The sequence below is a fragment of the Intrasporangium sp. DVR genome (genome assembly GCF_040365325.1).
In the GTDB taxonomy this organism is placed as follows: domain Bacteria; phylum Actinomycetota; class Actinomycetes; order Actinomycetales; family Dermatophilaceae; genus Intrasporangium.
In genome coordinates this window covers 195,111-218,072 of record NZ_BAABZW010000009.1, presented here as the reverse complement: position 1 = coordinate 218,072, position 22,962 = coordinate 195,111, and the positions used below count along the sequence as shown (strand labels likewise).

Annotated in this window: 23 protein-coding genes; 9 read left to right on the top strand and 14 right to left on the bottom strand. The window is 71.8% G+C overall.

The window, feature by feature from the left end; all coding sequences use genetic code 11:
- Nucleotides 1–25: 25 nt before the first annotated feature.
- Together ABWV20_RS09415 and ABWV20_RS09410 are read right to left on the bottom strand one after the other, a co-directional pair.
- Entirely contained in the window at nt 26–1,369 is a 1,344-nt protein-coding gene (locus ABWV20_RS09415; RefSeq protein ID WP_353354798.1) for an MFS transporter, read from the bottom strand.
- A gap of 9 nt (nt 1,370–1,378) precedes the next feature.
- Nucleotides 1,379–1,828 carry a hypothetical protein gene (locus tag ABWV20_RS09410; protein ID WP_353354797.1) on the bottom strand — a complete coding sequence of 150 codons (450 nt, stop codon included), beginning with the start codon at nt 1,826–1,828 and terminating at the stop codon, nt 1,379–1,381.
- Between the two features lie 90 nt (nt 1,829–1,918).
- Between ABWV20_RS09410 and ABWV20_RS09405 the strand changes: the two genes are divergently transcribed.
- From ABWV20_RS09405 to purB, 3 genes are all read left to right on the top strand, one after another.
- Complete coding sequence (locus ABWV20_RS09405; protein WP_353354796.1) at nt 1,919–2,431, top strand: low molecular weight protein-tyrosine-phosphatase; 513 nt, start codon at nt 1,919–1,921, stop codon at nt 2,429–2,431.
- Between the two features lie 4 nt (nt 2,432–2,435).
- A complete protein-coding gene (locus ABWV20_RS09400) occupies nt 2,436–3,227 on the top strand; it encodes a VOC family protein (RefSeq protein ID WP_353354794.1) in 792 nt (263 codons plus the stop codon).
- 186 nt (nt 3,228–3,413) lie between these two features.
- A complete protein-coding gene (purB, locus tag ABWV20_RS09395) occupies nt 3,414–4,823 on the top strand; it encodes an adenylosuccinate lyase (RefSeq protein ID WP_353354793.1) in 1,410 nt (469 codons plus the stop codon).
- 162 nt (nt 4,824–4,985) lie between these two features.
- On the opposite strand, the gene ABWV20_RS09390 is transcribed toward purB, so the two are convergent.
- Genes ABWV20_RS09390 through ABWV20_RS09380 form a run of 3 tightly spaced genes read right to left on the bottom strand, consistent with a single transcriptional unit; the run spans nt 4,986 to nt 8,496 of the window.
- Nucleotides 4,986–7,340, bottom strand: a complete 2,355-nt coding sequence (locus ABWV20_RS09390; protein WP_353354792.1) for a heavy metal translocating P-type ATPase — start codon at nt 7,338–7,340, stop codon at nt 4,986–4,988.
- Nucleotides 7,340–8,284 carry a DUF8832 domain-containing protein gene (locus ABWV20_RS09385; RefSeq protein ID WP_353354791.1) on the bottom strand — a complete coding sequence of 315 codons (945 nt, stop codon included), beginning with the start codon at nt 8,282–8,284 and terminating at the stop codon, nt 7,340–7,342. The genes ABWV20_RS09390 and ABWV20_RS09385 overlap by 1 nt, the downstream gene beginning before the upstream one ends.
- Complete coding sequence (locus ABWV20_RS09380) at nt 8,281–8,496, bottom strand: heavy-metal-associated domain-containing protein (RefSeq protein ID WP_353354790.1); 216 nt, start codon at nt 8,494–8,496, stop codon at nt 8,281–8,283. Before ABWV20_RS09380 ends, ABWV20_RS09385 begins: the two co-directional genes overlap by 4 nt.
- Before the next feature lie 217 nt (nt 8,497–8,713).
- Here ABWV20_RS09380 and ABWV20_RS09375 point away from each other — a divergent pair, with 217 nt between their 5' ends.
- Entirely contained in the window at nt 8,714–10,060 is a 1,347-nt protein-coding gene (locus tag ABWV20_RS09375; protein WP_353354788.1) for a choice-of-anchor B family protein, read from the top strand.
- Nucleotides 10,061–10,143: 83 nt separating this feature from the next.
- Here ABWV20_RS09375 and ABWV20_RS09370 read toward each other — a convergent pair whose 3' ends face one another.
- Complete coding sequence (locus tag ABWV20_RS09370; RefSeq protein WP_353354787.1) at nt 10,144–10,455, bottom strand: metal-sensitive transcriptional regulator; 312 nt, start codon at nt 10,453–10,455, stop codon at nt 10,144–10,146.
- Between the two features lie 193 nt (nt 10,456–10,648).
- Here ABWV20_RS09370 and ABWV20_RS09365 point away from each other — a divergent pair, with 193 nt between their 5' ends.
- Nucleotides 10,649–11,077 carry an MmcQ/YjbR family DNA-binding protein gene (locus ABWV20_RS09365; RefSeq protein ID WP_353354786.1) on the top strand — a complete coding sequence of 143 codons (429 nt, stop codon included), beginning with the start codon at nt 10,649–10,651 and terminating at the stop codon, nt 11,075–11,077.
- Nucleotides 11,074–12,741 (top strand): HAD family hydrolase, encoded by a 1,668-nt coding sequence (locus tag ABWV20_RS09360; protein WP_353354784.1) that lies wholly within the window; start codon nt 11,074–11,076, stop codon nt 12,739–12,741. Before ABWV20_RS09365 ends, ABWV20_RS09360 begins: the two co-directional genes overlap by 4 nt.
- A 35-nt stretch (nt 12,742–12,776) precedes the next feature.
- On the opposite strand, the gene ABWV20_RS09355 is transcribed toward ABWV20_RS09360, so the two are convergent.
- Together ABWV20_RS09355 and ABWV20_RS09350 are read right to left on the bottom strand one after the other, a co-directional pair.
- Nucleotides 12,777–13,412 (bottom strand): VOC family protein, encoded by a 636-nt coding sequence (locus ABWV20_RS09355; RefSeq protein ID WP_353354783.1) that lies wholly within the window; start codon nt 13,410–13,412, stop codon nt 12,777–12,779.
- Between the two features lie 48 nt (nt 13,413–13,460).
- Entirely contained in the window at nt 13,461–14,327 is an 867-nt protein-coding gene (locus tag ABWV20_RS09350; protein WP_353354782.1) for an RNA methyltransferase, read from the bottom strand.
- Nucleotides 14,328–14,374: 47 nt separating this feature from the next.
- Between ABWV20_RS09350 and ABWV20_RS09345 the strand changes: the two genes are divergently transcribed.
- Nucleotides 14,375–14,935 carry a cysteine hydrolase family protein gene (locus ABWV20_RS09345; RefSeq protein WP_353354781.1) on the top strand — a complete coding sequence of 187 codons (561 nt, stop codon included), beginning with the start codon at nt 14,375–14,377 and terminating at the stop codon, nt 14,933–14,935.
- A gap of 24 nt (nt 14,936–14,959) precedes the next feature.
- Here ABWV20_RS09345 and ABWV20_RS09340 read toward each other — a convergent pair whose 3' ends face one another.
- The gene (locus ABWV20_RS09340; protein ID WP_353354780.1) at nt 14,960–16,105 is read right to left on the bottom strand and encodes a DUF8462 domain-containing protein; all 1,146 of its coding nucleotides are present in this window, start codon (nt 16,103–16,105) and stop codon (nt 14,960–14,962) included.
- A 179-nt stretch (nt 16,106–16,284) separates the two neighbouring features.
- On the opposite strand from ABWV20_RS09340, the gene ABWV20_RS09335 reads away from it, so the two are divergent.
- Both ABWV20_RS09335 and ABWV20_RS09330 read left to right on the top strand, forming a co-directional pair.
- Nucleotides 16,285–16,701 carry a Crp/Fnr family transcriptional regulator gene (locus ABWV20_RS09335; protein WP_353354779.1) on the top strand — a complete coding sequence of 139 codons (417 nt, stop codon included), beginning with the start codon at nt 16,285–16,287 and terminating at the stop codon, nt 16,699–16,701.
- Between the two features lie 146 nt (nt 16,702–16,847).
- Nucleotides 16,848–17,930 (top strand): TerC/Alx family metal homeostasis membrane protein, encoded by a 1,083-nt coding sequence (locus ABWV20_RS09330; protein WP_353354778.1) that lies wholly within the window; start codon nt 16,848–16,850, stop codon nt 17,928–17,930.
- Here ABWV20_RS09330 and ABWV20_RS09325 read toward each other — a convergent pair.
- From ABWV20_RS09325 to ABWV20_RS09305, 5 genes are all read right to left on the bottom strand, one after another.
- Nucleotides 17,859–19,259, bottom strand: a complete 1,401-nt coding sequence (locus tag ABWV20_RS09325) for an amidohydrolase family protein (RefSeq protein WP_353354776.1) — start codon at nt 19,257–19,259, stop codon at nt 17,859–17,861. The genes ABWV20_RS09330 and ABWV20_RS09325 overlap by 72 nt on opposite strands.
- Entirely contained in the window at nt 19,244–20,083 is an 840-nt protein-coding gene (locus ABWV20_RS09320) for a uracil-DNA glycosylase family protein (protein WP_353354775.1), read from the bottom strand. Before ABWV20_RS09320 ends, ABWV20_RS09325 begins: the two co-directional genes overlap by 16 nt.
- 79 nt (nt 20,084–20,162) lie before the next feature.
- A complete protein-coding gene (locus ABWV20_RS09315) occupies nt 20,163–21,458 on the bottom strand; it encodes an RNA polymerase sigma factor (RefSeq protein ID WP_353354773.1) in 1,296 nt (431 codons plus the stop codon).
- 62 nt (nt 21,459–21,520) lie between these two features.
- A complete protein-coding gene (locus tag ABWV20_RS09310) occupies nt 21,521–21,961 on the bottom strand; it encodes a YciI family protein (RefSeq protein WP_353354772.1) in 441 nt (146 codons plus the stop codon).
- 127 nt (nt 21,962–22,088) lie between these two features.
- Nucleotides 22,089–22,931 (bottom strand): HAD family hydrolase, encoded by an 843-nt coding sequence (locus ABWV20_RS09305; RefSeq protein ID WP_353354771.1) that lies wholly within the window; start codon nt 22,929–22,931, stop codon nt 22,089–22,091.
- Nucleotides 22,932–22,962 lie beyond the last annotated feature (31 nt).

Sequence of the window (22,962 nt, the reverse complement as noted above, 5' to 3'; positions counted from 1 at the left end):
TGACCGCAGGCTTCGGCCCGGCGCGCTAGGCCCGCGGGTGGAGGGCGTCGTAGTCGCGGAAGCTCGGCACCCGGGCGACCGCGACGACGACGAGAGCGACCACGAGCGCGCCGCCGACGACGGGCGGCACCCAGGTCACGGTGAGCGTCGCCACCGAGCCGGCGAGCATCTGCCCGAGGCGCGGCCCGCCCGTCACGACCACGGTGAAGATGCCCTGCATGCGTCCCCGCAACCGGTCGGGGACCGCCGCCTGGAGGATCGACTGACGGAAGATGGCACTGACGTTGTCGGCCCCGCCGGCCACCGCGAGGCACACGACGGCCGCAGCGAGCGCGGGCCGGTTGACGTCCCCGAAGTCGCGGCTCGCCACGGAGTGACCGCCGACCATGACGACGGCGAGGACGATCCCGAAGCCGAGGATGGCGAGGCCGAACACGACGATGGCGGTTCGGATGGCGCGACCCTGCCACCGGGCGCCCGTGACGCGTCCCGAGCCGAGGCTCGAGAGGATCCCGCCCGCGGCGAAGGCCGCGAGGAGCAGTCCGGCCGTCACCGAGCCACCGCCGATGACGAGGGCCCCCACGGCCGGGAAGAGGACCATCGGGTGGCCGAACGTCATCGCGATGATGTCGACGACGAAGCTCATCCGGACGTTCGGGGCGTGGCGCAGGTGGTCGAGACCCTCGAGCACCGAACGGAACCCGCGGGCCGGCTCCGCCCCGTCCTCGCCGGGCTCGGGCCTGATCCGCGGCAGCGTCCACAGGCCGAGGAACCCGGCAAGGAAGAGGACGACGTCGACGGTGTAGGTCCAGGCATAGCCGACCCGGGCCACGAGCACCCCCGCGACACCGGGTCCGACCGTGACCATGAGGCCCATCGAGATGCCCATCAGCGCTGCGGCCTTCGGCAACAGGTGAACCGGGAGAAGACGAGGGGTGATCGCCTGCCGCGTCGCCGAGGCGATCGTCGCAGCAACCGCGTTGACCGTCGTGATGACGTAGAAGGCCCACACGGTCGTGACACCGGCCCACGCGATCAGGGCCAGGCCCACCGTCGAGGACCAGGCCGCCAGGGAGGCCAGCAGGGCGACGGCCCGACGGTCGAAGCGGTCGGCGACCGCGCCCCCGTAGAGCCCCGACGCGATGACCGGTCCGAGGGCGAACCAGGCGACGAGCGAGACCATGAAGGTCGAGGCGGTGAGGTCGTAGATGTGCAGGGCCACCGCGGTCGCCGTGACGTGGGCGCCGATCCCGGCGAGCGTGTTGCCGATCCACAGCCGGGCGAACGGTGGACTCTGGCGCAGCGGCGAGAGGTCGACCAGGTGCGACCGCCGCGGTCCGGCGGGCCGCGCCTCAGTCCCCTCGCTCACACGAGGAACCTACGCCACGTCGGACAGCCCGGTCCCGAGCGCGGCCTCGACGTCGCGCAGCATCGACCCGTCCCGGACCCAGGCCCAGCCGGACTCCCCACGCCAGGCCAGCAAGGTCCGGACGCCGCCGTCGACGCCGGTGAACGACACCATAGAAAGCGGGCCCGTCTCGATGACACGTGCCCCGTCGACCACGGCCTGCACCACGGCCCCGACCATCGACTCGTCCGCCGACTCGTCTGCCCTGGCGTCGACGGCGAGGCGCGCCCCCGCCGCCAGGGCAGCAGCGTAGGCCGCCCGGATCGCCGCGGACCCCGTCGCCTCGCGACCGTGCGGGAGGCTGACGACGGCGTCGGCCGCGTACGACCCGGCGATCCCGGCCACGTCGCGGGCCGCCACCTGCGCAACGAAGGTGGCCAGCAGCTCTCTGGGGGTCCTCGCACCTCGGCTCGTCGTCATGGGCACACCGTCCCATCGAGGTCCGACAGTCCCCCGGGCCCATGACGCAGGCGCACCCGCGACGACGGGCGACGGGTGTTGAATAGGGCCATGCCGTCGCTCCGCCCGTTCCACGTCACCTTCGTGTGCAGCGGCAACATCTGCAGGTCCCCCATGGGCCACGTCATCCTTGGACGTCTCGTGGACGAGGCCGGGCTGGCCGACCGGGTCACCGTGTCGTCGAGCGGCACCGGGGACTGGCACGTCGGCGAGCGCGCGGACCCTCGGACGCTCATGGTGCTGGCCGCGCACGGCTACGACGGCTCCGACCACCGGGCCCGGGAGTTCGATCCGGCGCAGTTCGACGACATCGACCTCGTCCTGGCGTCCGACGAGGGCCACGTGCGTCACCTGCGACGCCTGGCCCCCATCCCGGAGCACCGGGACCGGATCCGGCTGGTCCGTGAGTTCGACCCCGCCGCCGTCGCTGCGGGGACGCTCGAGACGAGCGACCCCTGGTACGGCGACGAGGAACACTTCCGGCGGTGCTTCACTGAGGTGGAGGCTGCCTGCAGAGGCATTCTCGACCACGTCAGGGGAAGGCTGGAGATGGAGCCGCGCTGATCGCATGAGAGACCTGACGCTGACCGTTCCGCACTATCCCTACGGGGCCCCTTGCTGGGTCGACCTGCTCGTCAGTGACGTCGAGCGGGCCAAGCACTTCTACAACGAGCTGTTCGGCTGGCGCTGGCTCACCGGTGACGCGGCGAGCGGCGGCTACACCATGGCGCTGCGCGCCGACCAGCCCGTCGCCGGGATCAGCCGCCGTCCTCCCACCGCACCCGTGCCGAGCCAGTGGACGACCTACCTGCGGGTCGGCGACATCAGCGTGGCGGCCCACGCCATCGTCACCTACGGCGGGCGGCCGCTCGGGCGACCCGTGCAGCTCGGGGCTCTCGCCCGGACCCTGGTCGCCGTCGACCCCGGCGGCGCCTACTTCGGGGTGTGGGAGCCGGGCGACCTTCCGGGCAGCGGCACCCTCGACCAGCCCGGCTCGCTGACCTGGAACGAGCTGCTGACCCGCGACTACGACGTCGTGCTCGACTTCTACGAGAACATCTTCGCGCACGGCTTCATCGACGAGACGGAGGACGGCGGTCCGCGCTGGTCGACCGCCCACACGGGCGACGGCAACCCCGCCTTCGGCCTCGCCGAGATCGAGGCCGACTGGCCGCCCGAGATCCCCGCCCACTGGGTGGCCCACTTCGCCACGGACAGCGTCGTCACGACCGTGGCGCACGCCCTCGACCTCGGCGGCACCCTGCTCCAGGGCCCCTTCGACGGCCCCTACGGCGTGGGCGCTGTGCTGAGCGGCCCTGAGGGAGAGGTCTTCTCCGTCCTCGTCCCGGAGCTCGACTGACCACCCCCCGGCAACACACCCGCTTACCGCCCGGTCCCCCCACCTGCAGCCGGCAGGACCGCACGACAAGCGGGTGTGTTGCGGTGGGGGAGGGCGGGAGGCGAGCGAGGGCACGCGGGCACCCGGCGAGCCCAGCGGCATACGGACGCGTCTGAAGCACGCCACGCGCTCTGGGAAGATGGGCCCATGGCCTCCCTCGCTGACGCCCAACCCGCCATCGCGCTCGGCGCGCTCGACGGCCGCTACCGCGCCGCCGTCGCCCCCCTCGTCGACCACCTGTCGGAGGCCGCGCTCAACCGCGAGCGGATCCGCGTCGAGGTCGAGTGGCTCATCCACCAGACCGCCCACGGGATCGTCCCCGGGGTGCGCCGGCTCACCGACGAGGAGGTCGCGGCGCTGCGCGGAGTCGTCGAGTCGTTCGGGCCCGCGCAGGTGGCCGAGCTCGCCGAGATCGAGCAGGTCACGGTGCACGACGTCAAGGCGGTCGAGTACTTCCTCAAGCGACGCCTCGCCGAGGTCGTGCCCCGCGCGGAGGACCAAGGTCTCGCCGAGCTGATCCACTTCGGGTGCACGAGCGAGGACATCAACAACCTGTCCTACGCGCTCATGGTCAAGGGGGCCGTGACGGAGGTGTGGCTGCCCAGGGCGCAGGCCCTCGTCGACCAGGTGTCGACCCTGGCCCGTGAGCTGCGCGACGTGCCCCTCCTCGCCCACACCCACGGCCAGCCCGCCACACCGACGACGATGGGCAAGGAGCTGGCGGTCCTCGCCTGGCGGCTGGGCCGTCAGCTGCGGCGGATCGAGCGGCAGGAGTACCTCGGCAAGTTCAACGGCGCGACCGGGACGTTCGGCGCCCACGCGCTGGCCCTGCCGGACGTCGACTGGCCCGCCGTCAGCAAGGCGTTCGTCGAGTCGCTCGGCCTCACGTGGAACCCCCTCACGACCCAGATCGAGAGCCACGACTGGCAGGCCGAGCTCTACGCCGACGTGGCTCGCTTCAACCGCGTCCTCCACAACCTCTGCACCGACGTGTGGACCTACATCTCGATGGGCTACTTCGCCCAGGTCCGCGGCCAGGGGACGGTCGGTTCGAGCACGATGCCGCACAAGGTCAACCCGATCCGCTTCGAGAACGCCGAGGCCAACCTCGAGGTCGGCAACGCCCTCCTCGACGTCCTCGGCTCCACCCTCGTCCAGAGCCGGCTGCAGCGCGACCTCACCGACTCGTCGATGCAGCGCAACATCGGCTCCGCCTTCGGGCACTCGCTGCTGGCGCTCGACAACGTCGCCCGCGGGCTCGCCGGACTGGACGCGGTGCCCGAGGCGATGGCTGCGGACCTCGAGGCCAACTGGGAGGTCCTCGGCGAGCCGATCCAGTCGGCGATGCGGGCACTCGGGGCGCAGGGCGTCCCCGGGATGGAGGCGCCCTATGAACGGCTCAAGGAGCTGACGCGGGGGCGCCGGGTCGGTGGCGATGAGGTGCGCGAGTTCGTGCGTGGGCTGGGGCTGCCGGCCGAGGTCGAGGAGCGGTTCCTGGCGCTGACCCCGCAGACCTACACCGCCCTGGCCAGCCGGTTGGTCGACCACCTGCCCTGAGGCACGACCCAGACCGTAGCCGCTGAGCCGGCTCCCAGCCCGACCGTCCGCCCGCAACCTCCCGCCCGCTCCAGCGCGCAACACACCCGCTTGTCGACTGGTCGCGCCTGCTGCAGCAGGGGTGAGCAGTCGACAAGCGGGTGTGTTGCGTCGTCAGCGGGATCAGGCCGCGGTGGCCTTGAAGCCGCGCAGGCGCAGTGAGTTCGACACGACGAAGACCGAGGAGAAGGCCATCGCCGCTCCGGCCAGCATCGGGTTGAGCAGGCCGGCCGCGGCGAGCGGCAGGGCTGCGACGTTGTAGGCGAACGCCCAGAAGAGGTTGCCCTTGATGGTCCCGAGCGTGCGCCGGGCGAGCCGGATGGCATCGGCCGCGACGCGCAGGTCTCCTCGGACGAGGGTCAGGTCGCTCGCCTCGATCGCGACGTCGGTCCCCGTGCCCATCGCGAGGCCGAGGTCGGCCTGGGCCAGGGCTGCCGCATCGTTGACCCCGTCGCCGACCATGGCGACGGTCTTGCCCGAGTGCTGGAGTCGCTTGACGACGTCGACCTTGTCGGCCGGCAGGACGTCGGCGATGACGTCGGACTCGGCGATCCCCACCTGGGCGGCGACGGTCCGCGCGACGCGCTCGTTGTCGCCGGTCAGCAGGATCGGCGTGAGCCCGAGGTCGCGCAGCTCCTGGATCGCCTGTGCCGAGGTGGGCTTGATGGTGTCGGCGACGACGAGGATGCCGCGCATCCGACCGCCCCAGCCCACCGCCACGACCGTCGAGCCCTGCAGCTCGTGCTCGGCGGCGGCCGCGTCGAGGTCGGTGCACCGCATGTGCTTCTGCTCGGTGAGGAAGGCGGGACGGCCGACGATCACCTCGGTCCCGTCGACCTCTCCGCGCACGCCGAGGCCCTGGGTGCTCTGGAACCGCGTCACGGCCGGCAGCGACCCGCGCCCGTCGAGCCGGGCCCTGGCACCGGCCGCGATGGCCCGCGCGATGGGGTGCTCGGAGGCGTCCTCGACGGCTCCGGCTCGGCGCAGCACCTCGACCTCGTCCTCGCCGTCCGCGGCGACGACCGACTGCAGCGCCATCGCCCCGGTCGTGACCGTGCCCGTCTTGTCGAGGACGATCGTGTCGACCTGGCGGGTGGACTCCAGCACCTCGGGACCCTTGATGAGGATGCCGAGCTGGGCTCCCCGGCCGGTGCCGACCATGAGCGCGGTCGGCGTGGCCAGGCCCAGGGCACAGGGGCAGGCGATGATGAGGACCGCGACCGCGGCGGTGAAGGCGGCGGTGGCGCCGGCCCCGGTCCCGAGCCAGAAGCCGAGCGTCGCCGCGGAGAGCGCGATGACGACGGGGACGAAGAACCCGGAGATCCGGTCGGCCAGCCGCTGGACCTGGGCCTTGCCGTTCTGCGCGTCCTCGACCAGACGCGCCATCTGGGCCAGCTGGGTGTCGGATCCGACCCGGGTTGCCCGGACGATGATGCGCCCGCCGGCGTTGATCGTCGCTCCGGCCACCGTGGAGCCGGGACCGACCTCGACCGGCACCGACTCACCGGTGAGCATGGCGGCGTCGACGGCCGACGTGCCGTCCTCGACGACGCCGTCGGTCGCGATCTTCTCCCCGGGTCGCACGACGAACCGCATGCCGACCTCGAGCCGTGACGTGGGGATCCGCTCCTCGACGGTGGTGCCCTCGGTGCCCTTGGTGCCCGAGGGCACGTCGCGCAGAACCGACACCTCCTTGGCGCCGAGCTCGAGCAGGGCCCGGAGCGCCGCGCCGGCCTGCCGCTTGGAACGCGCCTCGAAGTAGCGACCTGCGAGGAGGAACGTCGTCACGCCGGCGGCCGCCTCGAGGTAGATGTTGCCGGCCCCGTCGGTGCGCGAGATGGTCAGCTCGAACGGGTGGACCATCCCCGGCATGCCGGCCGTCCCGAGGAAGAGGGCGTAGAGCGACCAGCCGAAGGCGGCGAGCACGCCCATCGACACGAGCGTGTCCATCGTCGTGGTGCCGTGCCGGAGGTTGGTCCAGGCGGCCTGGTGGAACGGCCAGGCGCCCCACACGACAACGGGCGCGGCGAGGGTGAGCGAGGCCCACTGCCAGTACTCGAACTGCAGGGCGGGGATCATCGCCATGGCGATGACCGGGACCGTGAGCACCCCTGAGAGGACGAGCCGGTCACGGAGAGAACGAACCCGGTCGTATGCCGCTGGGCTCGCTCCGTCGCCGTCGTGGCCGTCCGCGCCTTCCGCAGCGACCGGCGGGGCCGGGAGCGAGGCACCGTAACCCGCGGCCTCGACGGTCTTGACGAGCTCTTCGGCCGAGATCGTGTCGGGGAAGGAGACCTTGGCCTTCTCGGTGGCGTAGTTGACGGTGGCGGTCACCCCGTCGAGCTTGTTGAGCTTGCGCTCGATCCGGTTGGCGCACGAGGCGCAGGTCATCCCGGTGATCTCGAGCTCGATCGCCCCGGTCGCGGAGGGCAGGCCGAGCGTGCCGCCGTCGGGCGTCGTGGTCGGCGTGGTGGTCATCAGTGATCATCTCCGTGATCTGACGTGGTGCTGCTGGAACGGGGCGTCGCCGCCGCCGGGTGGTCGCTCGCCGTGGCCGTCACGGCAAGGGGCGCGGTGCGCACGACCCCGTCGTGCTGGAAGTCGAGGTAGAGCCGGTAGGCGCCGGCGCTCGGGACCGAGGTGTGGAAGACGACGTCCGGGCCGGGCTGGGTGCGGCCGTCGCCGGGCTCACCGTCGGGATGGACGTGGAGGTAGGCGAGGTCCCCCTCCCGGAGCGCGACGAGGTGTCCGTAGGCACCCAGGTAGGGCTGGAGGTCCGTCACCGGCCTGCCGTCCTTGCTCACCGAGAGGGTGAGCGCGGCGTCCTGTCCAGCGACGAGGTCGCCGGTGACGGTCACGGTGTAGCCGTCGACGGTGACGGTGCGTGTCTCGGGGACGGGAGCGGCGAGCGCCGCGGTGCCCGGGACGGTGAGGTCCGTGCCGAGGGTCAGGGGGTCCGCACCGGAGGCGGTGAAGTCAGCGAACAGGCGCCACGTCCCCGGCTCGAGGTCGAGCGCGGTGGTCCACGTGCCGTCGGCCGCGAGGGTCGGGTGAACGTGCTGGTAGCCGGTGAGGTCGCGGCGGACCGCGATGAGGTGGAGCTCCTTCTCGTGCTCGACCTCGTAGTCGCTCACCGCCGTGCCGTCGGGTCCGGTCACGGTGAACGTCACGGGGACGTCCTGCCCGGCGGGCGCCGTCGGTGACGAGAGCCTCAGGGTGTGTCCCGCGTCGCTGACCAGGAGACCGCCGGGCAGGTCGGCGGCTGCCGCGGACCGGTCGGCGTCGCCATGGGCGTCGGCGGAACCCGCGTGCGCAGCCGCGGGCTCCCCCACGGGCCCGACCACGCGGCCGAGCCCGAGAGCGAGCGCAAAGACGACGACCAGGCCGACGACGAAGCCGACGATCCTGGTGACGGCCGTCATGCGGTGGGTGCGAGCGCGTAGCCCGCCTCCTCGACCGCCGCCTTGACCTGCGACTCCTCGACCGGAGCGCCACTGGTCACGGTCACGCGGCCGCTGTCCAGGTCGACGTCGACGTCCTCGACACCGGGGATCGCACCGACCTCTTCCGAGACGGAGGCCACGCAGTGTCCGCAGGTCATGCCGACGACGGTGTAGGTGCTGGTCTGGCTCATGGTCGTGCCTTTCTGGCTCGGGTCAGGGTGCGTGCACGGCGGCGGATGGTCCTCCGCGTCCGTACCTCTCAAACATACCCCGCTGGGGTATCCATTCCCAACCGGGTTCAGGTGCGAACGCGTATTCAACGCGACGAACCCGATTTGTCCGATTAGCGTGACTTGCGCCACAGGTCCCCCAGCTCGGCGGGACCGCGTTGACACGACAGGAGAACCGGTGCGCACCTCTGCGAAATCGATCCTCTCGGCGGCAGCAGCGACCCTGCTCGCCGTCGGGATGGCCGCCACGGCCACGACCACCGCGACAGCCCATCCCGAGCACGACGGGTCCGGGAAGGAGGCCGGCTTCGACCTCGTCATCGAGGACGTCAGCCCGGGCGGCGTCCCCGCCGAGCGGATCACCGACGTCCGGTGCGAGGACGACATGGCAGGCATCTTCCCCTGCCACAAGGTCGACCTCATGACCTATGTCCCGCTCAAGGAGATCGGCTCCGTGTGGGCCAACGACGTGTGGGGCTGGACCGACCCCGAGACCCAGCGGGAGTACGCCCTCCTCGGGACCTTCGAGGGGACGGCGTTCTTCGACGTGACGGACGGCCACGACGTGCGCTATCTCGGCATGCTGCCGACCCACACGATGGTCCGCTCGGGCGGCGTGTGGCGCGACATCAAGGTCAACGACAACCACGCCTACGTCGTCAGCGAGAACGCCGGCCACGGCATGCAGGTCTTCGACCTCACCCGCCTGCGCGGTGTCACCGAGGAGCAGACGTGGACCGAGGACAGCTGGGTCGGCGGGTTCGGGCAGGCGCACAACCTCGCGATCAACGAGGACAGTGACACCGCCTACGTCATCGGTGCCCGTCGCGACGTCACCCTGTGTCCGGGCGTGGCCGGCGGTCCGATCATCTTCGACCTCTCCGACCCGAAGAACCCTGCCTTCGCCGGGTGCTACGGCGGGGACGGCTACACGCACGACATCCACTGCGTCACCTACCACGGGCCCGACGCCGACTACACGGGTCGAGAGATCTGCTCCGCCTCCAACGAGGACACCGTGACCGTGCTCGACGCGACGGACCCCGCCGACGTCAAGCAGCTGGCGCGGGTGCCCTACGACACGTCCGCCTACACGCACCAGGGCTGGTTCTCCGAGGACCACAAGTACTTCCTCATGGGTGACGAGATCGACGAGCTCGCGGGGACGGTGGACAGGACGACGACCTACATCTTCGACATGTCCGACCTCGACGCGCCGAAGCTGACCGGCACGGCGAGCAGCGGGCTCAACACCATCGACCACAACATCTTCATCAAGGACGGGCTCGCCTACGAGTCGAACTACACGAGCGGCCTGCGGATCTTCGACGGCTGGCGGCTCGACCAGGGCCGGATGCGGGAGGCCGGGTTCTTCGACGGCTACCCGGCCGACGACCACACCGGGTTCGCGGGCTCGTGGAGCAACTACCCGTGGTTCAAGGACGGCAAGGTCGTCTTCACGGGAACCGAAGAAGGGCTCTTCGTCGTCCAGACGCGCCTGAAGACGGCAGCGCCCACGCGCTGACCCTCCGGGGGGAGGAGCGAGGGCCCGCCGGTTCACCCGGCGGGCCCTCGCGTGTCCGGGGGGGCCCGTGCCTCAGGCCGGTGTCACGAGCGGACGAGCCGCGCGATCGCGTCGGAGGCCTCCTTGAGCTTGATCTCCGCCTCCGGTCCCCCCTCGCGGACCGCGTCGACGACGCAGTGGGCGATGTGCTCGTCGAGGAGCCCGAGGGCGACCGACTGCAGCGCCTTGGTCATGGCCGAGATCTGGGTGAGGATGTCGATGCAGTACTGCTCCTCCTCGACCATCCGCTGGAGTCCTCGCGCCTGGCCCTCGATGCGGCGCAGCCGGCGCAGGTAGTCGTCCTTCTGGTGGATGTAGCCGTGCTGGTGCGGCACGACCTCGGTCAGGTCCTCCATGGCCCCTCCTTCTCCCGACACGCGATGCCTCTGCCAACATACCCCAACCGGGTATTTCTTCCCGGGTCACGCCTCCCCACCGGGCGTCGCCCTCACCCGGGTGCACTGGGACCTCTGCTCACCCGGTGCTCGTGGCCGCCGCGCGCGCTGCGGTCGTGGCGGACGGTGATGGATCGGGCTACCGTGGCAAGGCATGGCACGCACCCGGAAGGCCACGGTCCACGATGTCCACGCCATCGCGGCAGCCCTGCCGGAGGTCGAGCGACACCCGACTGACCCACGGTCGCCGGCCCGGGCGGCATACCGCGTGAAGGGGAAATCCTTCGTCTTCTTTCGCGACCCGCGCAAGGACGCCCACGACCCGGTGACGGGTGAGCTCTACGACGACGTCATCGCGTTCCACTGCTCCGCGGAGGACAAGGAGTCGATGGTCGGCGACTCCCCCTGGTTCACGACGCCGCACTGGAACGGCTACAACGCCGTCCTGCTGCGCGAGTGCGACCTCGACCGGCTCACCGTCGACGAGCTGCGCGAGGTCATCACCGACGCGTGGCTCGTCCGAGCCCCCAAACGCCTGGCCGAGGAGCTCCTCGACCCTCGGAGCAGCGGAGGAGAGGGATGAGCACCGGACGAGGCACTGGACGGGACACTGGACGGGGCACCGACCGGGACACCGGACGGGGCACCGACCGGGACACCGGACGGGACACCGACCGCAGTCCCCGCGCGGACGACCTGCTGACCACGCTGCGCCGCCATGCGCAGGACCTCGGCGGGAGCACACCGCGGGCGGCCGCAGCTCGGGGGCTGGTTCCTGCGCCACCGGCGCCGCTGCTGCGCCCCCGCCTCTTCGTCGCCCTGGCCCTCGCCACGCCCGTGGTTGCCCTCGCGCTCCTCGCTGGGGGCGACACCGGCGCGCGTTGGGTGCAGGTGGTCCTCACGGCCGCCGTCCTCGGGTGGTGCGCCCGCCCGCTCGTCGAGCCGGCGTGGGCCGGCGTCCGGCACCTTCGTCCCAACCCCGACGTGCCGGTGCTGCTCGCTGCGACCGTCTCCTGGGTCCACTCGGTGGCCGCCCTGCTGCGCGATGCCCCGGACGAATGGTCCGGCACCCCGGCCGTCGTCACCGCGCTGCTGCTCCTGGTGCGCTACGTCGAGGCGCGCATCCGCGAGGCGGCGGGACCCGACGCGCCGACCCCGGCCGCAGCAGGCCGCCTCGAGACGTGGTTCACGCCCGTCGTCGTGCTGACCGCACTCGCCCTGCTGGTCGTCCGGCTCCTCTCCGGTCAGTCCCTGACGAGCTCGCTCGTCGCGGTGGTCGCGGTCCTCGTCATCGCCTCCTTCCCTGCCCTGGCGCTCGCCGCGCCCGCCGCTCTCGCAGCGGCCCGAGGGCGCACCGCCCGATCAGCCGACCCACCTCCGGGATCCGACCTCCTGCCGGCAGCCGGCCTCGTCGACACCGTCGTCATCACCCGCACCGGCGTCCTCACCACCGGGGACCTGTCCCTCACGTCGATCGCCGTCACCGGCCGCCTGTCGAAGAAGGCCGCCCTCACCGCCGCGGCCGCCGTCGAGCAGGGCAGCAGCCACCCAGTCGCCCGGGCCATCGTCGCCGGTGCGGAGCTCGCCCGGATCGACCTGCCCCGGATCCGCGACTTCGAGGCCAACCAGGGCGAGGGCGCCTCGGCGCGCATCAAGGACACCGAAGTCACCGTCGGGAAGGCGGCGCTATTCGAGGAGGTGGACGAGGCCCTCGTGGCACACGCGGACCAGACCCCGGGCAGGACGGTGTACGTCGGCTGGAGTGGTCGGGCACGGGCAGCACTCACCGTGGAGGACGCGGTGAGGGACACCTCGCGTGCCGCCGTCGCACGCCTCAAGGAGCTCGGCCTCGCCACCTACCTGCTCAGCGACGAGGGGGAGGCGCATGCCCGCGGCGTCGCCGCAGCCGTCGGCATCGACCCGGGGAAGGTGCGGTCGCGGGCTCGCGACGGCGCGCCGGATCTCGTGAGCGAGCTCCAACGCCAAGGGCGGCGGGTCGCGGTCGTCGGCCACCCGCGTCCGGGGCTCCTCTTCGACCGGGACGATCTCGACCGGGTGGCCGACACGGTCGAGCTGGCGCAGCGGACCCGTGCGGTGATCCGCCAGAACGTCGTCTGGGCGCTCGCCTACGACGCAGTGGCCCTCGTCGCGGGCGCGCTCGGCCTCGTCCACCCTGTCCTTGCCGCGGTCCTCGCGACGCTCGCTGCGGGAGTGCCGCTGCTCAACGCGCACCGCCTCACCCGCTGACCCGGCTCCAGGTCGTCCGGGCAGGACGGCGGTCCTCAGATGGTGACGTCGCCGTCCGGCGTCTGGAAGGTCACGGACAGCAGGCCCGGGGTCCCATGGGGCGCGACGAAGGTGAAGTGGATGTCGCCCTTGTCGAAGGTCTGGTCGACGCCGAGCCACTCTCGCACCCGCGCCGGGTCGCCCGCGATCTGCAGCTCACCGATGTGAACCTGGGACGTCGACCCGTTGGCGGGGTGGAGCGAGATGTCCTCCCACTGGATGAAGTAGGGCACCTGGGGGTCGGCGATGAGGCCCCGGATCCCGATCTGCTTCCAGCGCAGCTCGGTGCCGTCGGGGCGGTGGCGGTTGCCCTCGACGGCCTCACGGCCGAGTCGCTTCTCGGCAGAGGTGAGGTCGTCCACGGCGACGACCCAGCCGAGCCAGCCACCGCCGGCCTCGGACCGGGCGCGCACGGCCTGTCCGAAGGGCGCCTTGTCCGACGCAGGGTGGTCGAGCACCTCGACGACCTCGACGTAGTTGCGGTCCGCGAGCGGGAGGATGACGTTGCGCGTCCCGAAGCGGGGGTGCACCCCGCCGTCGACCGGCTCCACACCGATGAGCTTCGAGAGCCGCTCGGCCGTTGCTTGGAGGCCGTCGTGCTCTGCCGCATAGGACACGTGGTCAACTCGCATACGGTCAATCGTGACACACGCCAAGGTGTGCTTTTGACCACCCCCCGGTCAGCCCGGATCGATGGGTTCGGACCGTGAGGCGCGTTGGCGCACGGCCTCGTAGAGCACGACAGCGGCGGCGACCGAGACGTTGAGGCTGTTGGCCCTGCCGCGCATCGGGATGCGGACCCGGCGGTCGGCGGCCGCGAGCAGGGCGTCGTCGGCGCCGTGCTTCTCCGAGCCGACCGCGATGGCGACGCGTCCGGTGTAGTCGACGTCCGTGTGGAGCAGGCCGGTCTCCGGGGTGGTCACGACGAGGGTGACGGCGTTGCTCTCGAGCCAGGCGAGCGCCTCGGGGGTCGTGGCACTGGCCACCGGAACGGCGAAGAGCGTCCCCTTGCTCGCGCGCACGACGTTGGGGTTGCCCCAGTCCGTCACGGGGTCCGCCGCGAGGACGGCGTCGACACCGGCCGCGTCCGCGGTGCGCAGCATGGCGCCGAGGTTGCCGGGTTTCTCGACGCCCTGGGTGACGAGCCCGAGCCAGTCCGGACGGTCGACCCGGAGCGAGCCCAGCGGCATACCGACGTTGTCGACGACGGCCAGCAGACCGTCGGGTCCCTCTCGATAGGACACCTTGGCGTATGCCGCTGGGCTGAGTCGCACGATCTCCACCCCTGCCGCTCGGAGCCGGTCGACGAGCTCCGCCTGGGTGCCGATCTCCTGGGACCCCGCACGCCCGGACGGGCTGAACAGCTCCTCGGAGACGAAGACGGTCCGGGGCGTCACCCCGGCCTCCAGCGCCAGGCGGATCTCCTCGTGGCCCTCGACGACGGTCTGGCCGGTCTCCTCCCGGGTGCGACGGCGCCGCAGCGCGATCACCGCCTTGAGGCGAGGGTTCGAGCCGGAGGACACGTAGTGGTCGCGCGAGGAGTTCATGGCTCCGCCAGCATCCCACTGTCGGTGGACCGGACTACCGTCGATTCATGACGACACTCGACAACCGTCCCCACACGGCCCTCCTGGTCATCGACGTGCAGAACGACGTGGTCGGCGCCGCCCACAACCGTGACGGGGTCATCGCCAACATCAGCACCCTGGTGGACAAGGCCCGGGGCGAGGGCGTGCCCGTGGTCTGGATCCAGCACTCGGACGAGGGCCTGCCCGAGGGCAGCGAGGGCTGGCAGTACGTCCCCGAGCTGCGCCGCGGCGAGGACGAGCCTCTCGTCGCCAAGCACTACGGCGACTCCTTCGAGGAGACCATGCTCGAGTCGGTCCTGTCCGAGCGTGGCGTCGGCCGCATCGTCGTCACCGGCGCCCAGACCGACGCGTGCGTCCGCGCCACCCTGCACGGCGCGCTGGTCCGCGGCTACGACGCGACGCTGGTCGCCGACGCCCACACGACCGAGGACCTGCGGCAGTGGGGCATCCCGGTGAGCCCCGAGCAGGTCATCGCGCACACCAATGCCTACTGGTCCGAGGCCAAGGCGCCCGGCCGCACGGGCGACACGGTGGCGACCGCCGAGGTGAGCTTCCGCGCCACGTGACGCGCGCCGTGGGGATGCACCCGCTCAGCGGCCGGCGACCCACTCGGCCATACCGGGCGTGATGAAGAGCAGGCGCGGCCCCTCGGTGTAGAGCGTGCCCTTCTTGATGAGGCGGTCCCGGAGATAGGACACCTCCGTCGCGGCCTTCCCGAGCTCCGCCGCCACGGCACCACCGGTGGCCTCACCGGTGCGCGCGAGCACCCGGGCGACCGCGCCCAGGTACTCGCGCTCGCGCTCGGACGCATCGTTCCAGCGGGCGACGTAGAGCCCTTCCTCCAGCTCCCGCCGAGCCGCACCCAAGGCTGCCACCGCATGCTCGCGGAGGATGCGGTCGGAGCCGGCCGACGCTCGCCACGCATGGTGCCCGTAGAGCTGGACGGCATAGGGATAACCACCGGACGCGGTGGCGAGCTCTCGGGTGGCATCCGGCTCGAGGGGTCGGCCCGCGTCAGCGGCCGGCTCGCGCAGGGCCTGCTCTGCCTCGTCGCGGGTCAGCAGGCCGAGCTCGTGCCACTCGCCGCGCTCCAGGTAGGTCACCGTCCGGCGCGGCTCGCGGATCGAGGGCAGCCCCGCGACGAGGACGACCAACGGCCAGCCGTCGGCCATGTGCTCCTGGAGGATCGCGGTGAGACCGGCGAGCTCCGCCCGCTGGGCGTACTGGACCTCGTCGAGCGTGAGGACGAGTCCGGCCCCCTCCGCCATGGCGACTCGCATCGTGCCACGGAGCGCGGCCTCCAGAGGGTCCGCCGGGCCGGGCTCGCGGCGCTCGAGGTGGACCTCCACCTCGCCGCCGACACCGAGGGCGGAGGCGCCGATCCTGCCGCCGGTCACCACGGGGTGGCGTCGGTCGTCGGCCGTGGTGTGTTGGAGCAGGTGGCCGGCGGCGACGATCCGCTCCGTCAGCAGGGGCGTGAAGTCACGCCCGGGCCGCACCTCGACGTGGACCGTCGGCCACCCGTGGTCCGTCGCCGCCAGCACGGCGGCTTCGCCCAGGGCGACGGTCTTGCCCACCCCACGGGTGCCGGTGATGACGATCGGTCGGGGGGTGCGACCGTCGAGCGCGGCCACCGCGAGTGCCTCGCGCACCGCATCAAGGAGCCGGTCGCGCCCCACGAACGCTGGGGGTGCGGCGTTGAAGCCGGGACGAAAGGGATTGGCGGTCCTGGCCATGTGCAGACTCTAGCGCCTATAGCAACCTGCGCACCGTATAGCAACCGTGCTGGGCCCGGGCGACGCTGCTGCCGACTGACTCCCGGGAGCGAGACTCAGGGACTTTGTGCCCGAGGCGCGTGGTCGGGCCGGCAGTACCGTCGAGGGACAGCTCGGCACTGTCGACAGGAGGGGACGTCATGACACTGCGAGCATTCCTCAGGGACGAGGACCTCTTCAGCGAGATGCCGGACGACATGCTCGACACCATCATCGACCGCGGATCCGAGATCTCGGTGCCGGCCGGCAACACCCTCGTCCGCCAGGGGCAGTCCGGCGGTGGGCTGCACCTCCTGCTCCACGGGACGGCGGTGGTCGACGTCGACGGTCGCACGGTGGCGACCCTCGGACCCGGCGACTACTTCGGGGAGATGTCCCTTCTCGACAAGGCGCCGCACTCCGCGACCGTGACCAGCGGACCCGGCGGAGCCACCACGTTCGTCCTCTCGCCGATGACGTTCCAGGGCTTGCTGGAGCGGTCACCGCACTGCGAGCGGGTGATGCTCAAGATCCTCACCCGACGGGTGCGCCGACTCGAGGAGGCCGCTCGGGCCTGAGGCTGCGGTTAAACTGGTTCGCGAGGGGAGTACTTCCCAGAGTCCGTCCCGGTCAGTCCGGTGGCCCTGCCACCCCGGGCGGACGCCGATGGCCCTGCTGCCGGCGAAGGAGACCTCAGACCGCACCTGCCGATCTGAGGAGAGACATGCTCACGCCGAGCGCACTCACTGCTGCCCCGTCCACCGCGACCCCCTCCATCGCCTCGCCGGGCCTCTGGTGGCTCACCATCGCCGGAATCGCGGCGCTCTTCGCCCTCGACTTCGCCATCACCCGGCGACCACACGACCCCAGCCTGCGGGAGGCGGCCGCCTGGTCCGCCTTCTACATCGCGGTCCCGCTGGCCTTCGGCGCCTGGCTCTGGTCCGCGTACGGCTCCGCGCAGGGCCTCGAGTACGTCACCGGGTACCTCGTCGAGAAGTCGCTGTCGGTCGACAACCTCTTCGTCTTCATCGTCCTGCTCGCCGCCTTCGCCGTGCCACGGGAGCTGCGTCAGCGGGTCCTGCTGCTCGGGGTCGCGGGGGCCCTGCTGCTCCGCGCCGTCTTCATCCTCCTCGGAGCGCAGCTCATCGCGACGTTCTCCTGGACCTTCCTGCTCTTCGGGGCCATCCTGCTCGGCACGGCCGTCAAGGTCGGCCGGGACGCCCTCTCGCCTGCGGATCACGCGGTCGACGTGAGCACGCTGCGCAGTGTCCGGCTCGTCCGCCGGTTCTTCCCCGTCACCGACGCGTACGCGGGAACCCGGTTGACGGTTCCCCATGACGGTCGCCGCGCACTGACACCCCTCGCCCTCGTCACGGTCGCGATCCTCGGCACCGACGTCGTCTTCGCGGTCGACTCCGTCCCGGCGGTCTACGGGATCACCGGCGACCCCTACCTCGTCCTGGTCACCAACGCCTTCGCGTTGCTCGGCCTCCGTGCCCTCTACTTCGTGCTCGAGAACGCCCTGTCCTCGCTCGTCCATCTCGGCCACGGCCTGGCCCTGATCCTCGGGTTCATCGGCGCCAAGCTGGTGCTCCACTGGGCACACGGCGTGTGGCCGGGGGTGCCGGAGGTCCCGACGCTCCTCTCGCTCGGGGTCATCGTCGGCATCCTCGCCACGGTGACGGTGACGAGCCTGCTGTCCGTGCGCAGGAGCGGACGAGCCGATCCCTCGCCGTCACGCGAAGATCGGCCCGACCGGCGGGTAGGCCGAGGTGAGCAGCGCCCGGATCTCCGTCAACGAGGGTGACGCCGCGGTCGGGTGCGACTGGAAGCCGGTGTCGAGCCGCATCGGCTTGCCCCACGCTGCGAGGTCCTCGATCGTGGAGCCGGCCGCGCCGCCGGAGAGCTCGTCGAACCAGTCCGCCCGGCCGTAGGTGACGTCGCCGCCGATGCAGACCAGCTCCACCCAGGACGGGTCAGCGAGGCAGACGTTCTCGTACGGGTCCCGGTGGTGCCGCTCGAGGACGAGCAGGTCGGCCGGCCGGCCCTCGGCGACCGACCCGAGGTGCTCATCGAGCCCGGCCATCCGGGCCGCGACTGACGTCACCATCGCGACGAGGTCGGCGGCGGGAACGGGGTGACCTTGTCGGGCGAGCTCACGCCGCGCCACCTTCATCTCGGCGAGCAGGCTCGTCGACCCCGAGGGCAGCCAGTCAGCACCGAGAGCCACGGGCATGCCGGCGCGCAGGGCCTCACCGGCGAGCGTCGTCTCGCCGTAGAGCCGGAGGTTCGACTGGGGGGACCACACGAGGCGGCAGCCGGCGTCCGCGACCTCGTGGAGGTCGGCCGCCGTCAGGGCGCTGCCGTGGATGATGTTCGTCGCCGGCGTGGCCGCCCCGAGGTCGATGAACCGGCGGAACTCCTCCTCGCTCACCTCGTCGCCACGGCGCCCCTCGGAGAGGTGGAGGTAGAAGGCGTTGACCGAGCCGGCCGCGATGTGGGCGATGATCCGGTCGAACGACTCCTTGCCGAAGCTCCCGCTCGGCAGGTCCACGAGCGACCGGGCCCGGTGCGCCCCGAATGCCCAGCGGTCGATGTTGCGGACGAGCGGCTCGGCGGCCGCGCTGCTGCTCGCCGACGCAGCCCCCTGGATGCCGGTCACGCCGCCCACGAGCGCGCGCACCTCGGCGTACCGGGTCTGGGTCTGCGGGGGGACTGCGTCGCGGAGCGCGTTCTGCGGGTCCCGGACCAGCTGCTTGTAGGCCGTCGACCGGCGCCAGGCGTAGCGGTTCGCATAGAGCTTGGGCGGCTCCCAGGCCGCGAAGACGTTGAACTCGGGGTGGCCGTGCAGGTCGAGCAACCCGGGGAGGATCACGCCGTCGGTCTCGTGCACCGGGACCGACGTGGGGCGGCGTCGGCTGACCCGGTCGACCCGGCCGTCGGCCACCGTGACGTACCCGGCCGACCAGGCGCCCTCGGGGGTGATGACGGCACCCCGGAGCGCGAAGGGTGCGGGCGGGAGTGCCCGGGCCCGCCGCGGCGGGGCCGGCAGCTCGTCCGTGATGCCGCGGTGGTAGGCCTCCTCGAACGACTCGTGGGCCGTCCGGCTCGCGTTGCTCGTCACAGTGTCGGCCATGAGCGTGCCCCCTTGGGAACGGTGACGCGGATCGTCGAGCGCTTCTCCTGGGCGTCGGCCCCGTCCCGGACCGCCCACGCGTCCACGGCACGCCACCACGCCGGCGCACCGGGCGGCAGGTCCTGCTCGGGGATCCCGACGAGGTCCTGCTCGGCCCACGACTCGCCGTAGGGCTTGGGGTTCGGCGTCACCTCCGGCAGCACGGCCGCCGCGAGCGCGGGCAGGTGCCCGCTCCAGTCAGCGAGCTGCGCGGCAGTCGTGTCCTCGAGCGGCTGCCCGCTGGCCCGGGCCGACCCCTCGGCGTAGGTGGGGTGTCGGATCGCGGCGAGGTGGATCCCCTCGGCACGGCCCGACCGCTCGGGTGAGCTGTCCTCCCACACGCCGAAGGCGCGCTTGGCGAGCGTGCCGAGCGCGATCACGGCCGTGACGCCCGAGTCGAGCAGCACCGCGTCGAACCACCGGTGCCGGTACGCGACGATGGCCGGGTCCTTCACGTGACGGTAGCCGGCCGACTGCCCGAAGACGCTGTACAGGTAGACGTTGAGCATGACGTAGCTGTGCGTGATCCCCAGCCGCGCCAGCAGCCCCTGAACGCGTTGGCCCGCCTCACCGACGAGGACGCGACGGCTGATCGCCTCGTGCGTGGCCGGGTCCTGACCGATGACGAGGACCCGTGCGGAGCCGTCGAGCCGGCCGCGATGGAAGACCGGTCCCCACTCGATCCGGAAGTCCCCGGCGGGATAGGCCTCGGCTCCCGGGTAGTCAGCGACGAGTGCGGCGAACGGCTCGTCGCCGTAGCCCGGGCAGCTGCGATGCACGACCATGCGGACCTCTCCCTCGGCGTCTCTGTCCTGAAGGGTGATCCGACAGTAGCCCTGATACGTCCCGCGGCAGGGCAGTTCGTCAGGGAACGGCGGGGCGCTCCCCGTCCGCGCGCCGGAGCAGCAGGTTGCGCTCGGCCTCGTTGTCGGTCATGGCCGCCGCGCGCCGGAACTCGCCGCGGGCCTCCTCCTCACGACCCAGCTTGCGCAGCAGGTCCCCCCGCACGCTCGGTAGGAGGTGGTAGTCGGCGAGCGACCCGGACTCGACCAGGCGGTCGACGACGGCGAGAGCGGGACCGGGCCCAGCGGCATACGACATCGCGACAGCCAGGTTGAGGTCGACGACCGGGGACGGGCGAACCCGCGAAAGCTCCTCGTAGAGCATGACGATCCGTGGCCAGTCCGTCTCGTCCGGGGTGCGGGCGCGGGCGTGGCACGCGGCGATCGCCGCCTGGAGGACATACGGGCCCCGTATGCCGCTCAGCTCGGTCGCGCGGTCGAGCGCCGTGAGCGCGTGGCGGATGAGGGACCAGTCCCACTGGGTGCGGTCCTGGTCGAGGAGGAGGACGGGCGAGCCGTCGGGGGCGATCCGGGCGCGGGTGCGCGAGGCCTGGATCTCCATGAGGGCGACGAGGCCGTGCACCTCCGGCTCGCGGGGAGCGAGCGCGGACAGGACCCGGCCGAGGCGGATGGCCTCCTCCATGAGGTCGCCGCGCACCCAGTCCCGGCCGGACGTGGCGGCGTAGCCCTCGTTGAAGATGAGATAGACGACCTCGAGCACGGAGGCCAGTCGGGGTGCCAGGTCAGCCCCGGACGGCACCTCGATGGTCACGCCGTCGGCGCGGAGGGACTTCTTCGCGCGGGAGATCCGCTGGCCGATCGTCGACTCGGTGGTGAGGAAGGCACGGGCGATCTCGCGAGTCGTCAGCCCCCCGATCATCCTCAGCGTCAGCGAGATCCGAGCCTGTGCCGTGAGGACGGGGTGGCAGGCGGCGAAGACGAGACCGAGGACGTCGTCGTCGATGTCCTCCAGTGCCCGCTCGAAGTGGGACTCGGCCAGGTCGGCGACGCGCAGCTCCTCCGCATGGCCGACCTGCTGCAGCTTGTCCCTGAGGTTCACGTCTCGCCGGATCCGGTCGATGGCGCGGCGGCGCGCGGTCGAGGTGAGCCACGCCCCGGGACTGTCCGGCAGGCCGTCGCGCGGCCACTGCTCGAGGGCCTGGAGGAACGCATCCTGGGCGAGGTCCTCGGCCAGGCCGATGTCGCCGACGAGTCGGGCCACGACCGCCGTCACCTTGGCCGCCTCGAGGCGCCAGACCGCCTCGACGGTGCGACGGACGGCATCGGGGTCGGTGGCTGAGGGGGCGCGTGGAGGCACCGGTCCACTCTGGCACGTCCCCCTGACGGTCGCGGCAGGTGATCCTCGGTCACCCGCGTCACTCAGCCCTGGGCCGCGTTGCGGGCGGCTGCTTCGCGCATCCTGGCCTCGCGTTCGCGCAGCTCCGGGGTGTAGGTGTCACCGAAGTCCTCCGGGGCGTAGATCTGCCGCAGCTCGAAGGCTCGGCCCGGGTCGGGAACGCAGGAGCGGGGCCAGCGCCTGACCCACTCGAGCGCCTCCTCGCGGGAGGACACCTCGATGATGGAGAACCCGGCGATGATCTCCTTCGCCTCGGTGAAGGGCCCGTCGGTGACGACCCACTCGTCGTTCTCGAACGTGATGCGGGCGCCCCGGGACGTCGGGTGCAGCCCCTGTCCGTCGACGTAGACCCCTGCCCGGAGCATCTCCTCCTGGTAGGCCTGCATGTCAGCGAACTGCTGCTCCGTGGCCGTGCCGCCCTGCTCGGACTCCGCGGTCCCGGGCACGATGATCATGAAACGCATGGCAGCCTTCCTCTCCGCAGGGCCGGGTGGCCACCGCCTCATCCTCTCGTCGAACGGGGCGGGCCGCCTTCGACAACGACGCCTCAGATCAGGCCGTATGCCGCTGGGCCGGCTAGGCGGGGAACCGTCACGTCGCGCCGGAGGGCACTCCGTCGCGGAACGGGCTGCCGTTCCTCGCAGCCTCGGCGACCCCCTCGAGCACCGGCACGAGCCCGTCGTCCTCGACGTGTCCCGTGACCTCGTCGGCGACAGCCCGGACCTCGTCCGGGGCGTTGGCCATCGCGACGCCCCACGCGGCCCAGCGCAGCATCTCGAGGTCGTTGCGCTGGTCGCCCACGGCCACCGTGTGGACCGGCTCGACGCCGATGCGGCGACGGATGAGCTCGAGCGCGGAGGCCTTGCTGACGCCCTCGGGGTTGATGTCGAGCCAGGCCGACCAGCCGACGGCGTAGGAGACACCGTGGAGGCCGGCTCGCTCGACCATCTCCATGAACTCCTCGGCCGTCGCCTCGGGCTGACGGAGGGTGACGCGGGTGACGGGGTGGGCGACGAGCTCCTCCCAGTCGACCACTCGGGTCTGCCCCATCAGCTCACCCTCTGGGAAGTGCCGGCTCACCTTGAAGCCGACACCGAGCTCCTCGACCGCGATGCGCGCGTCGGGCAGGGCGACCCGAAGCCGCTCGAGGACCGGCTTGGGGTCGAAGGTCACGGTGTCGACGATGGCGTAGCCGGACGAGGCGCGAGGGTCGAGCTCGATGGTGACGGCACCGTTGGCACAGACGGCGAAGCCCTCTCGGATGCCGAGCACCTCCAGGACCGGCGTCGTCGCGATGATGGACCTGCCGGTCGCGACGACCACGATGACCTCGTCGGGGAGCGCGGCGACGCCCTCGCGCACGGCGTCGGACAGCTCGCCCATGTGGTTGAGCGTCGTGCCGTCGAGGTCGAGGGCGAGCATGCGCAGGGCCATGGTCACACGCTATCCGGGGCGTGCGCGGTGG

What these genes read in the sequence shown, in the direction of transcription:
- ABWV20_RS09410 (WP_353354797.1), bottom strand. Translation starts at nt 1,828, where the DNA reads ATGACGACGAGCCGAGGTGCGAGGACCCCCAGAGAGCTGCTGGCCACC.
- ABWV20_RS09370 (WP_353354787.1), bottom strand. Translation starts at nt 10,455, where the DNA reads ATGGAGGACCTGACCGAGGTCGTGCCGCACCAGCACGGCTACATCCAC.
- ABWV20_RS09405 (WP_353354796.1), top strand. Translation starts at nt 1,919, where the DNA reads ATGCCGTCGCTCCGCCCGTTCCACGTCACCTTCGTGTGCAGCGGCAAC.
- ABWV20_RS09340 (WP_353354780.1), bottom strand. Translation starts at nt 16,105, where the DNA reads ATGGCCAGGACCGCCAATCCCTTTCGTCCCGGCTTCAACGCCGCACCC.
- ABWV20_RS09325 (WP_353354776.1), bottom strand. Translation starts at nt 19,259, where the DNA reads ATGGCCGACACTGTGACGAGCAACGCGAGCCGGACGGCCCACGAGTCG.
- ABWV20_RS09380 (WP_353354790.1), bottom strand. Translation starts at nt 8,496, where the DNA reads ATGAGCCAGACCAGCACCTACACCGTCGTCGGCATGACCTGCGGACAC.
- ABWV20_RS09360 (WP_353354784.1), top strand. Translation starts at nt 11,074, where the DNA reads ATGAGCACCGGACGAGGCACTGGACGGGACACTGGACGGGGCACCGAC.
- ABWV20_RS09390 (WP_353354792.1), bottom strand. Translation starts at nt 7,340, where the DNA reads ATGACCACCACGCCGACCACGACGCCCGACGGCGGCACGCTCGGCCTG.
- ABWV20_RS09350 (WP_353354782.1), bottom strand. Translation starts at nt 14,327, where the DNA reads ATGAACTCCTCGCGCGACCACTACGTGTCCTCCGGCTCGAACCCTCGC.
- ABWV20_RS09310 (WP_353354772.1), bottom strand. Translation starts at nt 21,961, where the DNA reads ATGCGTTTCATGATCATCGTGCCCGGGACCGCGGAGTCCGAGCAGGGC.
- ABWV20_RS09305 (WP_353354771.1), bottom strand. Translation starts at nt 22,931, where the DNA reads ATGGCCCTGCGCATGCTCGCCCTCGACCTCGACGGCACGACGCTCAAC.
- ABWV20_RS09385 (WP_353354791.1), bottom strand. Translation starts at nt 8,284, where the DNA reads ATGACGGCCGTCACCAGGATCGTCGGCTTCGTCGTCGGCCTGGTCGTC.
- ABWV20_RS09400 (WP_353354794.1), top strand. Translation starts at nt 2,436, where the DNA reads ATGAGAGACCTGACGCTGACCGTTCCGCACTATCCCTACGGGGCCCCT.
- ABWV20_RS09345 (WP_353354781.1), top strand. Translation starts at nt 14,375, where the DNA reads ATGACGACACTCGACAACCGTCCCCACACGGCCCTCCTGGTCATCGAC.
- ABWV20_RS09330 (WP_353354778.1), top strand. Translation starts at nt 16,848, where the DNA reads ATGCTCACGCCGAGCGCACTCACTGCTGCCCCGTCCACCGCGACCCCC.
- ABWV20_RS09355 (WP_353354783.1), bottom strand. Translation starts at nt 13,412, where the DNA reads ATGCGAGTTGACCACGTGTCCTATGCGGCAGAGCACGACGGCCTCCAA.
- ABWV20_RS09335 (WP_353354779.1), top strand. Translation starts at nt 16,285, where the DNA reads ATGACACTGCGAGCATTCCTCAGGGACGAGGACCTCTTCAGCGAGATG.
- ABWV20_RS09320 (WP_353354775.1), bottom strand. Translation starts at nt 20,083, where the DNA reads ATGGTCGTGCATCGCAGCTGCCCGGGCTACGGCGACGAGCCGTTCGCC.
- ABWV20_RS09365 (WP_353354786.1), top strand. Translation starts at nt 10,649, where the DNA reads ATGGCACGCACCCGGAAGGCCACGGTCCACGATGTCCACGCCATCGCG.
- purB (WP_353354793.1), top strand. Translation starts at nt 3,414, where the DNA reads ATGGCCTCCCTCGCTGACGCCCAACCCGCCATCGCGCTCGGCGCGCTC.